Raw genomic sequence first — 15,076 nt, 5'->3', positions numbered from 1 at the left:
AAATTATTTTTACCCAGCTATCCTTTTGCCAAAATCTCATACCTAAATTTGCCGCCTTAACAAAAGCATATGCTGGTATTGAAATTTGGCGGCACTTCGGTTGGCAAGCCGGAGCGGATGAAAAAGATTGCAAACCTGGTAACGGAAACACCCGGACGAAAAATTGTTGTCCTGTCCGCTTTGTCGGGTACCACCAACGCGTTGGTAGCCATTGGCGATCACTTACTGAAAAATGATCTGGCTGCTGCTGAGAAGGAAATTTCAACACTTGAAAAGCATTACCAGGCATTCATTGCTGAGCTTTATGCCTCCGAAAACTTTAAGGCCATCGGCCAGGAAATTGTAAGCCGCTTTTTCATTTTCATGCGGCTGCTGGCTGCCGGTCAGTTTGATGACAAAAGCTACCGTGAACTACTGGCGCAAGGCGAATTAATTTCTACCGAATTATTTTACCAACACCTGCAAGAACGAAAAATCAATGCGCGCTTGCTCCCTGCGCTCTACTTCATGTCGATTGATGAAAATGAAGAGCCGGAGTTGGAAAAAATTGCGCAACGCTTAAAGCCGCTATTGAAATCACTGGAGCACGTTGATATCATCATCACACAAGGCTACATCTGTCGGAACCATAAAAACGAAATCGACAACCTGAAGCGCGGAGGCAGTGACTACACGGCTTCGTTAATGGGTGCAGCCATCAAAGCCGATGAGATCCAAATCTGGACTGATATTGACGGCATGCACAACAATGACCCGCGCGTGGTAAAGAAAACCTATCCAATCTCTGAACTTACGTTCGATGAAGCTTCGGAGCTTGCCTACTTCGGGGCAAAAATTCTTCACCCGTCTACTATTGTACCCGCACAGAAGTACAGTGTTCCGGTTCGGCTCAAAAACACCATGGATGAAAAAGCGCCTGGTACAATTATCAGCAACAAGGAAACAGAAAGCATATTCAAAGCGGTGGCCGCTAAGGATGGCATCACGGCCATTAAAATCAAATCATCGCGCATGTTGATGGCCTATGGCTTTTTAAGAAAGGTGTTCGAGATTTTTGAACAGTACAAAACACCCATTGATATGATCTCTACCTCCGAGGTCGCTGTATCGCTCACCATCGATCAGGATGCGAACCTGGATAAAATTGTAAATGAACTGAACGCCTTCAGCAACGTTGAAATTGATCGCAACCAAACAATTGTATGTATTGTTGGGCATCGGATCGGCAACCAAAAAGGGGTGCTCGATAAAATTTTTCATGCCCTTGCTGAAATTCCTATTCGGATGGTATCCGTAGGCGGCAGCTATAACAACATATCCATTCTGGTCGACACGCAGTACAAAGAACAGACGCTTATTCAGTTGAACAAAGGAATTTTTAACCTGGGCTAAAAGCATAAACCGCTTAAAACATTCTCAAAATTTCTTTCAGAAGGGCAATTTTTTGCCCATCTTCCGTTAATCACAATTTAATTTGGTGATACTGCCCTGATGGCGTAATATTATTGCCAACTGAGACTAAACCTATTGGATTTAATGGAACTGGTTATTGTTGTCATCTTCATTCTCGGGTACCTGGCCATTGCCTTTGAGCATCCCATCAAAATCAACAAAACGGCCTCCGCCCTGCTTACGGGTGTAATTTGCTGGACACTTTTTATGGTGGCCGATTCGCCTGACACGCTGCTGCAAAGTTCACATTACCAACACTTTATTGATGAGCTTAAACGTACAGTTGCCGACTTCTCAGCGCTTTCCGTAACGGACATACATCGCGAGTATGTGGGTGAACAATTGGGAGAACACCTGGATGAAATTGCCCAGATTTTATTTTTCCTAATGGGCGCTATGACCATTGTTGAGTTGGTAGATGCCCATCACGGTTTTAAATTCATTACCGATCGTATTCGTACCAAGAGTCCGAAAAAACTATTGTGGATTGTTTGCGGAGTAACGTTTTTCCTCTCCGCTATTCTGGATAACCTCACCACTACCATTGTTATGGTTTCGCTTATCCGCAAGCTCATACCAAACAAGGAGATGCGACTCTTTTTTGCCGGTATGATTGTGGTTTCTGCCAACGCAGGTGGCGCGTGGTCGCCCATTGGTGATGTTACCACCACCATGCTCTGGATTGGCGGACAGATAACGGCTTTCAACATTATTAAAACCTTGCTGCTTCCCAGTATCGTTTGTGCCATTATTCCCCTTATCTATTTAACGTTTAAAATGAAGGGTGAACTCGGCATCGCTGAAGCAAAATCAAAATCCGAAGAAGAGACCAGTGGTGGAGGTACCATTATGCTCATCGTAGGTGTGAGTGCATTAATTTCTGTTCCCATTTTCAAAACCGTTACACACCTGCCCCCTTACCTCGGCATGATGCTTGGCTTGGGTGTGCTTTGGGTGGTGTCTGAATTGATCAATCCGGATATGGATGAATCGGTTAAGAAAAAATACACAGCAGCGCATGCCCTTACACGCATCGATATGCCCAGCGTACTTTTCTTCTTAGGCATTTTGTTGGCCGTAGGTTCACTGGAGGCGATGGGCACACTGCACAATTTTGCCGCATACCTTTCGGACACACTCGGTGATGATCGCGTGATCATTACGTTAATCGGTATCCTGTCATCCATTGTTGATAACGTGCCCTTGGTTGCCGCCAGCATGGGTATGTACGATTTAACAACCTATCCACCCGACAGCATGATTTGGGAATACCTGGCTTACTGTGCCGGTACCGGAGGCAGCATGTTGATTATCGGATCAGCTGCCGGTGTTGCTGCCATGGGTATGGAGAAAATCGATTTCATCTGGTACCTGAAGCGCATTACGCTGCTCGCGTTGATGGGTTACTTTGCAGGCGCCATTGTGTACCTGTTAACCTGGCCGTTCTTCGCGGTACACTAAGCTTGTATTATACGAGTTGTTGCAAGGCAATTTCAAATGATGCCTGGGCTATTCCGGTTTTATCGGGGTTAACTGCTTTCGTTTTTTCCAACGCTTTGCGGATGGTGTGTGAGATGTCGTCAAAAATAGATTGATCATCCATGGACACCTCGCGCTCCATAAAGTGTGCAAACACGCGGGCCATGCCGCAGTTGGCAATGAAATCCGGGATAACCGAAAATTTCTGGTCGGCATATAAGCCGGTAGCACCAAAAAAGATTTCCGGATCGGCAAACGGAACATTGGCACCACATGAAAATACTTCCAGACCTGATGCCATCATCCGGTCAACCTGTTCGCGCGTTACCAGACGCGAGGCTGCTGCCGGAATAAAAATTTCAAATGACTGATCCCAGATTTTTTCATTCACTTCTTCAAACGAAAGCAATCCCGGTGCATGTAATTTGTTTTGAACCCGGTTTACCACCAGTTCAGCAATCTCCTCCACCGAAAAACCCTGATCATTCAACAACCCGCCTTCCCGCGAAATTATACCCACAATCTTTACCCCCATCTTAGCGAGATAAAAACCAGCTGCCGCGCCCACATTGCCCCAGCCTTGCACTACGGCACGCTTTCCTTTTACATCGCCTCCCCACAAATTATAAAAGTGTTTCACGGCTTCAGCCACACCATAACCGGTGCACATATCGGCAATGGTATATTTTTTTGAAAGTGATGGCGTAAAGCGTTCATCTTCAATAACCTTTATAACGCCTTGCCTTAACTGACCAATGCGATTTACTTTTTGTGCTTCGGTAGGTTTATAGTGCCCGGTAAATACACCTTCCTGTGGATGCCAGATGCCCACATCTTCCGTGATGGGAATTACTTCATGAATTTCATCGACATTCAAATCACCACCGGTACCATAATAATATTTGAGCAAAGGCATAACAGCCGCGTACCACCGTTGCAATACACCTGCTTTGCGCGGATCGTTTGGATCGAAATTGATACCTGATTTTGCGCCACCAATCGGAGGACCCGAAACGGTAAATTTCACCTCCATGGTTTTGGCCAGTGATTCCACTTCGCGCTTATCTAATCCTGCACGCATGCGTGTTCCTCCACCAGCTGCTCCACCGCGTAGCGAGTTGATCACCACCCAGCCTTCCGCTTCGGTTTCAGCATCTTTCCATTCAAATACAATTTCGGGGCGTTTATTCTCAAACTTTTTAAGCAGTTCGCGCATGGTTTTGGAATTATGGCGGCAAAGATGGTAAAACCCTTAGAAACCTACCAACACACCACTGCTGCTATCACGCGATGCACGCGTTACTGATTTCAGGCAATTGATTTCGTTTCGCACACGCCTGATCCCCAGAAAAGCAAAAACGAGGGCTTCCTTAAACTTAACTACATCTGCATCGGGCACAACCAAATCAGCCCGGTCGCCACAATGCTCAATCATTCTGTACAACAGGTAAGCGTTAAATGCACCTCCACCGGTACACAACACCGTAATACGCTTTTTTGAATATTGAAGCGAGGACGCGACCGCAATCGCGATGGATTCAGTGAACGTGTGCAGCCGATCGGACAAAGAAATTTCTTCCCGATCAAGTATGGGCTTTATTTTCTGTTCAAAAAATTCGCGGCCTAACGAAGGTCTTTCCATATTGATTTTGCTGTACACTTTCCCTAGCGCAGAAAGCATACGCGAATCCAACTCACCATCAGCAGCCATTTTGCCTCCCGCATCATATTCCTTACCTGCTTTTGATGCCAGGTAATTCAAACCCATGTTGGCAAAACAAACATCAAAAGCCATTCGCTTGCCTTTAACTTGTTGCGAGATGTTGGCAATACCGCCAAGATTCAGGCAAACATCATACTCTTGAAAAAGCAACTGATCGCCAATGGGTACTAACGGAGCACCCTGCCCGCCTAAAGCAACATCCAGGCTTCTGAAATCAGAAACTACGGGTTTACCCGATGCCACATGCTGCGCATGAAGATCGCCCAACTGAAACGTAAACTGTTTATCGGGCTGATGAAAAATGGTATGCCCATGAGACGCGATAAAATCAACTTGCCTGATGCCATAAAGCTGCATGAATTTTTTGCAGCGCTCACCCAGGTACGTACCATAAGCAGCATGCAATTCAAGTAACTGCTCACCCGATAACAAATGTGCAGTTGATAGTTTTGCTATCCATGAGGACGTGTAGGGAATGGTAACAGCCTTCTCAATTTTAAATTGCCATTGTGCTGATTTGAGTTGAAATGTACAACAAGCAATATCAACCCCATCCAAAGATGTGCCCGACATCAGCCCCAATACTTTATATTTCTGTTTCGAATCCATACTTTTATCCGTTCCAATTTACGCATACCATGAACCTGGTAATTGATTCCGGCAATACATCAACGAAGGTAGCCATTTTCGATCAGGAAAATCTTGTTGAAAAAAGAGTGTTGTCATCTGTTGGTGAGTTGGAAAATTATCTTCAACAAACAAAAGCAGAAAACCTGATTGTGAGTTCTGTGAATGCGGATGCAGATCACCTGATAAACCTGGCGACACACGTCAGAAAAAAAATCAAACTCACCTCAACGTTGCCATTGCCCGTCAATAACCTTTACCAAACGCCCAACACATTGGGTGTCGACCGAATTGCCGGAGCATGCGGAGCGATACAACTTTTTCCCTCAAAAAATACTCTTGTCATAGATGCAGGCACGTGTATCACGTACGATTTTGTGGATAGCAAGCATAACTACCATGGCGGTGGCATCTCGCCCGGATTAGCTATGCGCTTTAAGGCTGTGCATACGTTTACTGCTAAACTGCCGTTAGTAGTGCCTAAAGCTGATCCGGAGTTGATCGGAAATAGCACCGAAAGCTGTATTCAGAGTGGCATAACCTTGGGTATGGTTGATGAAATTGATGGTATAATTGACCGATATCGGGCAAAATATCCCGAATTACAGGTGATTTTATGTGGTGGAGATGTACCCTTTTTTGAAAACCAACTGAAAGCGGCCATATTTGCGTGCCCAAATCTGGTGCTGATAGGTTTAAACCGAATTTTATTACATAATGTCGTTAACTAAGTCGTTTTTCCTTTTTCTGATTTTATCGGTTTTATCCTTCTCTGTCTTCAGTCAGGCCACGCGCTCACCCTTCTCAACATTTGGCATTGGTGAGCCTTACGGAAATGCGCTCATACAAAATCAGGCTATGGGTGGAACAGGTGTTAGTCAGCCCCAGTTCTGGTTTGCCAACAATCAAAATCCAGCCTTGCTTGTTTTTAACTATTATACAGTATTCCAGGCTGGTGCACTGCTGGAATCGAAAACCATCTCCGGTGACACCATTAACTCGCAGAACACAAATGGTAATTTGAATTACCTCGTTACTGCATTTCCGGTTAAGCCCGGCAAGTGGTCTACTTCGGTAGGATTAATGCCATTAACCAATGTGAATTACCGGTTGGAATATTTACAGACTGTTGAGGGTTCCAATGATCAGGATACGGTTTCCATAACCGAGCAGGGAAGTGGCGGACTCTCACAATTATATTGGTCGAACGGTGTGCGTATACACGATAACTGGTCGGTAGGTATAAAAGCCGCTTACTTATTCGGATCCGTAATCAATGACTTTACCAATACGCTGGCTGATGTATCGCAACCGGTTGGATACACCGTTGCGGTGAATGAACAAACGTACATTAAAGATTTTCAGTTTACCGGTGGCTTGTCATTCTCACAAGACTCAATCGGTAAACGAGATGAGTACCGGATCAGTGCTGGTTTAACCTACAGCCTGAGCACCGACATGCGTGCACGAAAAAGAACTGTGTTTCAACGCAGATTTGTAAGCGGCACACCTACTACCTCTGATACGCTGGTGGAAACACGCGGAACCATTAAGTATCCCTCATCACTCACAGCAGGTTTTGCCATCAGCAAAGGCACCAAGTGGTCGGCCGGAGCAGAATATACGATTCAGAACTGGTCTGATTTCAGCAGTTTAAATGACGAGGACACCCAGAATTTGGGTGAGTATTGGCGATTCTCCACAGGAGGCGAGTTTACTCCCGACCCGTTGTCCGATAATTATCTGAAAAGAATCACCTATAGAGCGGGTATTCACTACGAAAACGCACCTTTTTTGATAAATAACAATCAGCTTAGGGATTTTGGCATTAATTTTGGGTTTTCCATGCCAGCTGGCCGTTCAAGTCTTGATTTTGCCTTTAGCACAGGCAAACGAGGCGATAGATCAGAAAACGTTTTAGAAGAGTCGTATTACCGAGTTTACTTTGGCATCACGTTTAACGACCAGTGGTTTATTAGAAGAAGATTTGATTAGAAACTAAAAGATGATGAAAAAGTTAGTAGCGCCCATTTTTCTGTTTGTAGCTCTGTTTGTGAGCCTTACCCCTGCATTTTCACAATGCAAGGAGTGGAAATTCCCGGAAGATCCCGAGATGAAGGCCAAAGCAGAGGAGAAAATTTCACTGTATGATGATTATCGTAAGAACAAAGAATTTGCAAAGGCCAAGCCACACCTGGATTGGCTGTTGAAGAACACACCTGATTTAAATACCAGCATCTATATCAATGGCGCTGAGATTTATCAAAACCTGGCCCGTGCCGAAAAAGACAATGCGAAGCAAAACGTGTTGGTTGATTCCCTGCTTTTGATTCATGATTTACGTATCAAATATTGCGGTGAAGAAGCAAACGTGATTAACAGAAAAGCTTTAGCTGCAGTTATTTTCTGGGCAAACGAAAGTGGTAAAGAAAGATTTGTTCTTGATCTAATGGATCAGGCCTTCAAGCTTAACGGCAACGACATTCTTGATGGAACACTCATTCCATATATGCAGGTTGTGAGAATCAATAAGCTTAAATTGAAAAACCTGACAGATGATGAAGTGCTTGAACGTTATGACGTAATTCAAAGTATTCTTGATACGAAAATTAAATTGGCCTCAAGCCAAGGAAAGAACGAACTTGTTACCCGTTACAGAACATGGAAAGAAGAAGTTGATAAAATCTTATTTGGTTTGATTGAGATTAATTGCGATTTCGCAAGAACCAAATTGGGTCCAAAATTCAAACAAAATCCTTCTGACCTTGGTCTTGCAAAAAAAATATTCGTATTCATGCTGCAGGACAAGTGTACAGATGATCCATTGTGGTTAGAAGCAGCTGAAAGAATCATTCAAGAAGAAAAGGATTATGGAATCTTGAAAAATGTCGGTATTCGTTACATGGCAATGGAGAATTTCTCCAAGGCATCTGAGAAGTTTAAGCAAGCACTGGAAGTAGCACCCGGTAACTCTGAAAAAGCTGATATCTTAATATACCAAGGAACCATCGAATCCCGAAACGGCTCAAAATCAGCAGCCCGCGATTTGTTTCGTCAAGCATTGGCCGCAGATCCTTCCAAGAAGGAAGCGTACGAAAGAATTGGCGACCTGTACTACGGAAGCTTTAATGACTGTGCCAAGAAGGAAAGCATGGCAGAAGATCGTTTGGTGTATTTAGCTGCTTACGATATGTACCAGCGTGCGGGTGAAGCCAAGAAAATGGCCATGGCTAAAGACCAATTTCCTTCGAAAGAAGATATCTTTTTGGTGAACTGGTCGGCAGGCGATACCCAACGCGTAGGCTGCTGGATTGGTGAATCGGTAACCATTCGTACAAGAGACTAACCACATTCGATATTATCAAAAGGCCATAGTTCAGCTATGGCCTTTTTCATTTATGCTTAGAAAAATTTACATAGCGTTTGCACTGCTTTACCTTTTCGGTTGTGGAAAAGGAGAATTGACGCAGCCCGTAGAATATGACGGTCCGTATCGTGAAGCTGAGAATGTAGAATTATTCTATAGCGAAAATCAAGCGGTTAAAGTAAAAATGCTGGCCGATAGGGTATACGAATACCAGAGTGGTGATCGGGAATTCCCGAAAGGTATCTACCTGGAGTTCTTTGGCGAAGATGGCACGCTCACCTCTACGTTGCGCGCAAACTTTGCCTACTACACCAAGAAAGACAACCTCTGGAAAGCTACCGGTAAAGTTGAAGTGATAAACCTGGATAAGAACGAACAGCTTAACACCGAAGAGCTCTTTTGGAAACCTGAGAAAGAAGAGATTTACACCGACAAGTTTGTAACCATACGCATGCAAACGGAGGTGATTTATGGTGAAGGCCTGGAAGCCAAGCAAGACATGTCGGCTTACACCATCAAAAAGCCTCAAGGTGAATTTACCATTGAAGAAGGCGAGCCAGCAACCATACAACGGCAATAGCGCTTCAAATTCACTATCTTTGCATAGGTTATGAAGTTACCGGATATATTGTTGCTGTCCCTTTCTGTTGTGTTTCTGATCATCGGCATTCATCAGATTATGACGCTTGGACTTGGCCACGCCTACTGGGCGATTATGCTCTCCATTATTTTCTTTTTTGTACTTACTTATCGTAAACGGAAGTAGTATGGATCCGCTGCTGATCACGTTGATCCTCATTTCATTGGTTTTTTCCTTCTTCTTTTCAGGAATAGAAATCGCCTTTATTTCGGCCAATAAGCTTCAGTTAGAACTGCAAGGAAAACAAGGCATTCTTTCGGGCAAAATCTTTTCGAAATTCATTAAGAAGCCTTCGATGTTTATCGGCACAACGCTGATCGGTAACACCATCGCCCTTGTGTTGTATGGAATTTTTATGGCCCAATTGCTGGAACCGCAACTTCAGTTCGTGCTTCCGGATGATGTGCAGAATGATGCAACCATCATGATTATACAAACCATGCTGGCAACCGTAATTGTTCTTTTTACAGCTGAGTTTCTCCCGAAGAGTTTATTCCTGATCAATCCGAATTTCATGCTTACGGCTTTGGCCGTTCCTTTCAACATCATGTATTACGCACTGTTTCCAGTGGTGATCTTCATCGTATCCCTATCCAAATTTGTCATCACTAAAATTTTCAGAACAGAATATTCCGATGAAAAGCCGGTGTTTGGTTTAACCGATTTGAATCATTACCTCAAAAACATGCAACGTGTAAAGCATGAGGATGAAGACATTGAACTGGATAAAAAGATTTTTCACAACGCCTTGGAATTTAAGTCGGTGCGTGTGCGCGAATGCATGATACCCCGAACAGAGATCGTAGCGGTTGACGTACAGGATGGAATTGAAAAACTTCGTCAGGCTTTTGTGGAAAGCGGGCACTCAAAAATTCTTATTTACAAAGAAAGTATTGACGATGTAATCGGGTATTGCCACTCTTCAGAGTTGTTCAAAAAACCAGAAAAAATTGAAGACATCCTCACGTCCATCATCATCGTGCCCGAAACCATTCTCGCCAACGAGCTGATGATTCGTTTCATCAACGAGCAAAAAAGCCTGGCGGTTGTGGTAGATGAATTTGGAGGCACTTCCGGCTTGGTGAGCATGGAAGATGTGATTGAAGAAATTTTTGGGGAGATTGAAGACGAACACGATGAGGATGACCTGACTGAGCAACAACTGGATAAAAATACGTGGCTGCTGAGTGCGCGCCTCGAAATTGATTACCTAAATGATGCTTATGGCTGGTCCCTTCCAGTTGGGGAATACGAAACCTTGGGAGGGCTTATTCTCAATTACACCGAGAATCTTCCGGATGCCGGAGAAACCATTTACATACCCCCGTTTACGTTTACCGTGCAATCTACCCTCGACAATCGCATCGATACGGTGTTGATGACTTACCAAGCCGAGGATTAGCTTTTAAAAGCCTCATTTTCAGCGAATTACTACTACAATAATTCTCCGTTTATTTTCAAAAACCTGTTTTTCTAATCCATAAAGCGGGTTAAATTTGCGGTCTTTAAAATTTGACTTATGGCATTTATTGGAACGTTGAGAAGTAAGATGGGCACCTGGGTGGTGGTTTTTGTATTTGTAGCCATCTCAGCCTTCGTTTTAGGCGATCTTTTCAGCAACAACTCTTTTCTCTTCGATGATGATTCTGTTGGCGAAATTGCTGGCCACACCGTTACCTTGAACGAATACCAGCAGGCAGTGCGCGAACGCGAGGCCAACTACATGATGTACTTCAACCGGCAGCCGGGCGATGCTGAAATGCCAACCCTGCGTGAGCAGGCTTGGGAAATGCTGATTCTCCGCCATGCCATTGAACCACAGTTCGAAAAATTGGGTGTAACCGTTACCGATGATGAAATGGTGGACATGATCACCGGTAAAAACATTAACGAAGGCATTAAGCAATCGTTTACCAATCCGGAAACCGGTCAGTTTGATCGTAGTCTATTGAGCAATTACATCTCCAACATCAAGCTGGCTCCGGAAGCTTCGCCTGAGCGCATGCAATGGGAAATCTTCCAACGTGATTTACAACCTGGTCGTCAGCGTATCAAATATGAAAACCTGTTAATCAAGAGTGCATACATCACCTCGGCAGAAGCCGAAAAAGAATATCACCTGCAAAACGATGTAGCTGAAATTAAATACCTGTATGTTCCTTACTTTTCAGTAAGCGATACCGCAGTAACGGTTAGTGATGCTGACTTGAAAGCCTATTACAACAAGAACAAAGAAAAATACAAGAGCGAGCACACCCGCGACATGAAAGTGGTAAACTTTGAAGTGGTACCCTCTGCTGAAGATTCGCTTTCTTTCCGCGAGGAATTGTCTCGTCTAGCTGCCGACTTCAAAACAGCAGAAAATGATTCCATTTTCGCATTGATCAATGCCGATAATGCGGAAAGTGCTTACACCCGCTATACCGCTTCTTCACTTCCTGAGAGCATCAGCTTAGCTGAATTCACCGTTGGAGAAGTGAAAGGTCCGCTTTTGGATGGGGGTTCATATAAGCTGATCAAGCTATCGGAAATAGGAAAAGACACCATTTTCAATGCACGCGCAAGTCACATCCTTATTCGTTGGGATGATGACAGTGAAGCCTCCAAAAAAGCAGCAAAGGAAAAAGCACGTGAAATTCTGAAAGACATTAAAGCAGGTGCCGATTTTGCAGACAAAGCACGCGAGTTCGGAACAGACGGTACAGCTACCCGCGGTGGTGACTTAGGTTGGTTCAGCAGCGGTGCTATGGTTAAACCCTTTGAAGAAGCTGTTTTTGCTGCTACGAAAAAAGGTGTGTTAAATGATGTTGTTGAAACCGATTTTGGATACCACATCATTGATGTAACGGAAACCAAGGACAACAACTATTATGAAGTTGCGGTTATTGATCGCGACATCATACCCAGTGATGCGTCCATCAACAATGCCATTCGCAAAGCCGAAATGTTCGCCAGCGAACTCGGCAGTGAGAAAGAATTTGTTGAACGCGCACAACAAGAAGGCTACGTGGTTTTTGAAGCTAAGAATGTAAAGCCGGCAGATCGCAGGGTAAGCAATTTGGGCGAAGCACGTGCCTTGGTACAATGGCTGTTCCGTGATGCAGAAGTTGACAAGGTTTCAGAAGTATTTGACCTTCAGGATCAGTATGCTGTAGCCGTAATGACTGGTGAAATTGAGAAAGGTTATAAGCCGCTTGAGGTTGTTAAAGAGGAAATTACACCGGCTGTTAAAAATGAGTTGAAAGGAAAAATTATTACCGATAAGCTTAACAAGCTTCAGGGAACCCTGGATGAAATGGCTGCAGCTTATGGCAAAGATGCTACGGTATACACCAATAGCAGCTTGAAGTTGAACACCAATACCCTCACCTCAGCTGGGTTCGATCCGGTAGCGGTAGGCATGGCATTTTCTCTTGAGGATGGTAAGCGCGCAGCACCTTATGCCGGTGAGAGTGGTGTACTACTGATTGAGACGCAAACCAAGACATCAGCTCCCGCTGTTGGCGACTACACCTTATTCAAAACCCAATTGCAGCAAAGCGCGGTGAATAGAAATACCAGCAGCATTGCAGAAGCAATAAAGCAAAACGCACAGATCGTTGATAAACGTTATAAGTTTTATTAATTTAAGTTAACACCTTAGGGAACGTCCGGGGTGAACCTCCGGACGTTTTTATTTTATGGACCACTCAGTTGAATCTTTCCGTACAAAACTTGACCAACACTATAGCTGGCCATCGTTGTATATGTTTAAATTCATTGTTCCAAAAGGCAAGGAGATCGAAGTAAGAAACATTTTCCCAACACACGATATTACCGAAAAGGCGTCCAGCCAGGGTAATTATACCAGTATTACCGTTCAGATTATGGCCCCCTCCAGTGATGTCGTTATCGAAATCTACCAGAAAGCTGCCACCATTGAAGGATTGATTGCCCTCTAGGCCTGTATTGGCAGTCAAATTTTGTAATTTCGTCTCTAATCAAAATAGGATAAGGAAATGTGGAAGACGGAAAACAATAAATTGATTAAGAAATTCGTATTCAAAGACTTTACTGAGGCCTTCGGATTTATGACGAAAGTGGCATTGGTAGCTGAAAAAATGAATCACCACCCCACCTGGTCGAACACCTGGAATACCGTAAGCTTTGAACTATGTACCCATGATGCCGGTAACACCGTAACCGAAAAAGATTTAAAACTGGCTGAAGCCATTGATGCATTGGCTTCATGACCGCACTTGCATCATCGCTATATATTATTCCAACTCCCATTGGCAATTTAGGGGATATTACCCTTCGCGCGTTGGAGGTGCTCAAAGCTGTTGATTTGATTTTGGCTGAAGATACACGCACCTCCGGAAAGTTGTTAAAGCATTACAGCATTAGCCGGCCGCTTCAAAGCTTTCATAATTTTAACGAACATAAAGTTGTTGAAGGACTGGTAAAGCGTTTGCAGCAAGGTGAAACAATGGCGCTGGTAAGTGATGCGGGAACACCGGGAATTTCCGATCCGGGCTTTTTGATTGTTCGGGCAGCCCTTCAGGCAGATATAAAAGTGGAATGCCTGCCAGGGGCGACAGCTTTTGTTCCGGCCCTTGTTAAATCTGGACTGCCCTGCGATCGTTTTGTGTTCGAAGGATTTTTACCACACAAGAAAGGCCGGCAAACGTTGCTAAAAAAATTGGCAGAAGAAGAGCGAACCATGGTGTTCTACGAATCACCACACCGGTTGGTAAAAACGTTGGATCAATTTAAAGAATATTTCGGGGCCGATCGGCCCGCATCCGTTTCGCGGGAATTGACGAAACTCTATGAAGAGACAAAAAACGGAAGCCTGGAGGAAGTTCATGCGTGGTTTTCGGCCAAAGAAGTAAAAGGAGAAATTGTAATTGTTGTAGGTGGAAAGCCTTAAAACATTTTGGGTAGTACTGTGTTCCAATTTTATATACGTCTATGATACCGTTGGCTGCTTTAGAAAAAGATGTAATTCAACTTTGTCGCGAGGTGGGCGCTTTCATCCGCAAAGAGGCTGCTGAATTTGATCGTTCAAAAATTGAATTTAAAGAGGGCTTTAACAACCTGGTTTCTTATGTAGATAAGGAAGCAGAATTCCGCCTGGTAGAGGCCTTGAAAAAATTTATTCCAGCCAGTGGTTTTGTTACGGAAGAAGGAACGGCTGATGCATCGAAAGATCAGGAATACATCTGGATCATTGATCCGTTAGACGGAACAACCAACTTTATGCATGGTTTACCGGTATTTGCCATTAGCATTGCCTTGGCCTACAAGAACAAAGTAGTATTGGGTGTAGTGTATGATGTTTCGAATAATGATTGTTACCATGCGATTGAAAATCAACCGGCCTTTTGTAACGATCTTCAAATTCATGTTTCATCTGTTAACACCTTGCGCGAAAGTTTGCTGGCAACGGGCTTCCCATATTACCACTTCGATAAGCGCGATGTATACCTGGATATCATAAAATTATTTCTGGAAGAAACGCACGGCATACGCAGGTTGGGCAGTGCCGCTATGGACCTGGCATATGTGGCCAGCGGAAAAATGGATGGTTTCTTTGAATATAACCTTAATGCATGGGATGTTGCCGCAGGTGCATTCCTTGTTCAACAAGCCGGTGGAAAAGTTACAGACTTTTCAGGCGGTGATAATTTTTTGTATGGTGGAGAGTTAATTGCTGCAGGAGGTGTGCACGCCCAGATGCAGGAAGTGATTCAATCGCGGTGGTTTAAGAAGTAACCCCTGGTAATCCGAAAGCCTCGCAGAGAGA

Annotated in this window: 15 protein-coding genes; 13 read left to right on the top strand and 2 right to left on the bottom strand. The window is 44.1% G+C overall.

Going from position 1 to position 15,076, the window contains the following annotated elements; translation table 11 throughout:
- Positions 1-69 precede the first annotated feature (69 nt).
- Together QY309_00565 and nhaD are read left to right on the top strand one after the other, a co-directional pair.
- Positions 70-1,392, top strand: a complete 1,323-nt coding sequence (locus tag QY309_00565) for an aspartate kinase (protein WKZ59980.1) — start codon at positions 70-72, stop codon at positions 1,390-1,392.
- A 144-nt stretch (positions 1,393-1,536) separates the two neighbouring features.
- Complete coding sequence (gene nhaD, locus QY309_00560; GenBank protein ID WKZ59979.1) at positions 1,537-2,913, top strand: sodium:proton antiporter NhaD; 1,377 nt, start codon at positions 1,537-1,539, stop codon at positions 2,911-2,913.
- Positions 2,914-2,920: 7 nt separating this feature from the next.
- On the opposite strand, the gene QY309_00555 is transcribed toward nhaD, so the two are convergent.
- Together QY309_00555 and QY309_00550 are read right to left on the bottom strand one after the other, a co-directional pair.
- A complete protein-coding gene (locus tag QY309_00555) occupies positions 2,921-4,147 on the bottom strand; it encodes a Glu/Leu/Phe/Val dehydrogenase dimerization domain-containing protein (protein WKZ59978.1) in 1,227 nt (408 codons plus the stop codon).
- Positions 4,148-4,183: 36 nt separating this feature from the next.
- Positions 4,184-5,263, bottom strand: coding sequence for an anhydro-N-acetylmuramic acid kinase (locus QY309_00550; GenBank protein WKZ59977.1), 1,080 nt, complete (start codon positions 5,261-5,263; stop codon positions 4,184-4,186).
- Positions 5,264-5,292: 29 nt separating this feature from the next.
- On the opposite strand from QY309_00550, the gene QY309_00545 reads away from it, so the two are divergent.
- From QY309_00545 to QY309_00495, 11 genes are all read left to right on the top strand, one after another.
- Positions 5,293-6,012 carry a type III pantothenate kinase gene (locus QY309_00545; protein WKZ59976.1) on the top strand — a complete coding sequence of 240 codons (720 nt, stop codon included), beginning with the start codon at positions 5,293-5,295 and terminating at the stop codon, positions 6,010-6,012.
- Positions 5,999-7,276, top strand: coding sequence for a hypothetical protein (locus tag QY309_00540; protein ID WKZ59975.1), 1,278 nt, complete (start codon positions 5,999-6,001; stop codon positions 7,274-7,276). Before QY309_00545 ends, QY309_00540 begins: the two co-directional genes overlap by 14 nt.
- A gap of 10 nt (positions 7,277-7,286) precedes the next feature.
- Complete coding sequence (locus QY309_00535; GenBank protein WKZ59974.1) at positions 7,287-8,627, top strand: tetratricopeptide repeat protein; 1,341 nt, start codon at positions 7,287-7,289, stop codon at positions 8,625-8,627.
- Positions 8,628-8,679: 52 nt separating this feature from the next.
- The gene (gene lptC, locus QY309_00530; protein ID WKZ59973.1) at positions 8,680-9,228 is read left to right on the top strand and encodes an LPS export ABC transporter periplasmic protein LptC; all 549 of its coding nucleotides are present in this window, start codon (positions 8,680-8,682) and stop codon (positions 9,226-9,228) included.
- A 30-nt stretch (positions 9,229-9,258) separates the two neighbouring features.
- A complete protein-coding gene (locus tag QY309_00525) occupies positions 9,259-9,414 on the top strand; it encodes a hypothetical protein (GenBank protein ID WKZ59972.1) in 156 nt (51 codons plus the stop codon).
- Position 9,415: 1 nt separating this feature from the next.
- Positions 9,416-10,690, top strand: a complete 1,275-nt coding sequence (locus tag QY309_00520; GenBank protein WKZ59971.1) for a hemolysin family protein — start codon at positions 9,416-9,418, stop codon at positions 10,688-10,690.
- 117 nt (positions 10,691-10,807) lie between these two features.
- Positions 10,808-12,913: a SurA N-terminal domain-containing protein gene (locus tag QY309_00515; protein WKZ59970.1), complete on the top strand. Its 2,106-nt coding sequence runs from the start codon at positions 10,808-10,810 to the stop codon at positions 12,911-12,913.
- Between the two features lie 55 nt (positions 12,914-12,968).
- A complete protein-coding gene (locus QY309_00510; GenBank protein ID WKZ59969.1) occupies positions 12,969-13,229 on the top strand; it encodes a DUF493 family protein in 261 nt (86 codons plus the stop codon).
- Positions 13,230-13,286: 57 nt separating this feature from the next.
- Complete coding sequence (locus tag QY309_00505) at positions 13,287-13,520, top strand: 4a-hydroxytetrahydrobiopterin dehydratase (protein WKZ59968.1); 234 nt, start codon at positions 13,287-13,289, stop codon at positions 13,518-13,520.
- Positions 13,517-14,200: a 16S rRNA (cytidine(1402)-2'-O)-methyltransferase gene (gene rsmI / locus QY309_00500; GenBank protein ID WKZ59967.1), complete on the top strand. Its 684-nt coding sequence runs from the start codon at positions 13,517-13,519 to the stop codon at positions 14,198-14,200. Before QY309_00505 ends, rsmI begins: the two co-directional genes overlap by 4 nt.
- A 41-nt stretch (positions 14,201-14,241) precedes the next feature.
- Positions 14,242-15,045, top strand: coding sequence for an inositol monophosphatase family protein (locus QY309_00495; GenBank protein WKZ59966.1), 804 nt, complete (start codon positions 14,242-14,244; stop codon positions 15,043-15,045).
- The last annotated feature ends 31 nt before the right edge of the window (positions 15,046-15,076 follow it).

The sequence above is a fragment of the Cyclobacteriaceae bacterium genome (assembly GCA_030584025.1).
In the GTDB taxonomy this organism is placed as follows: Bacteria; Bacteroidota; Bacteroidia; order Cytophagales; family Cyclobacteriaceae; genus UBA2336.
The sequence above is the reverse complement of the archived record's forward strand: the minus strand, read 5'-3'. Positions and strand labels throughout refer to the sequence as shown.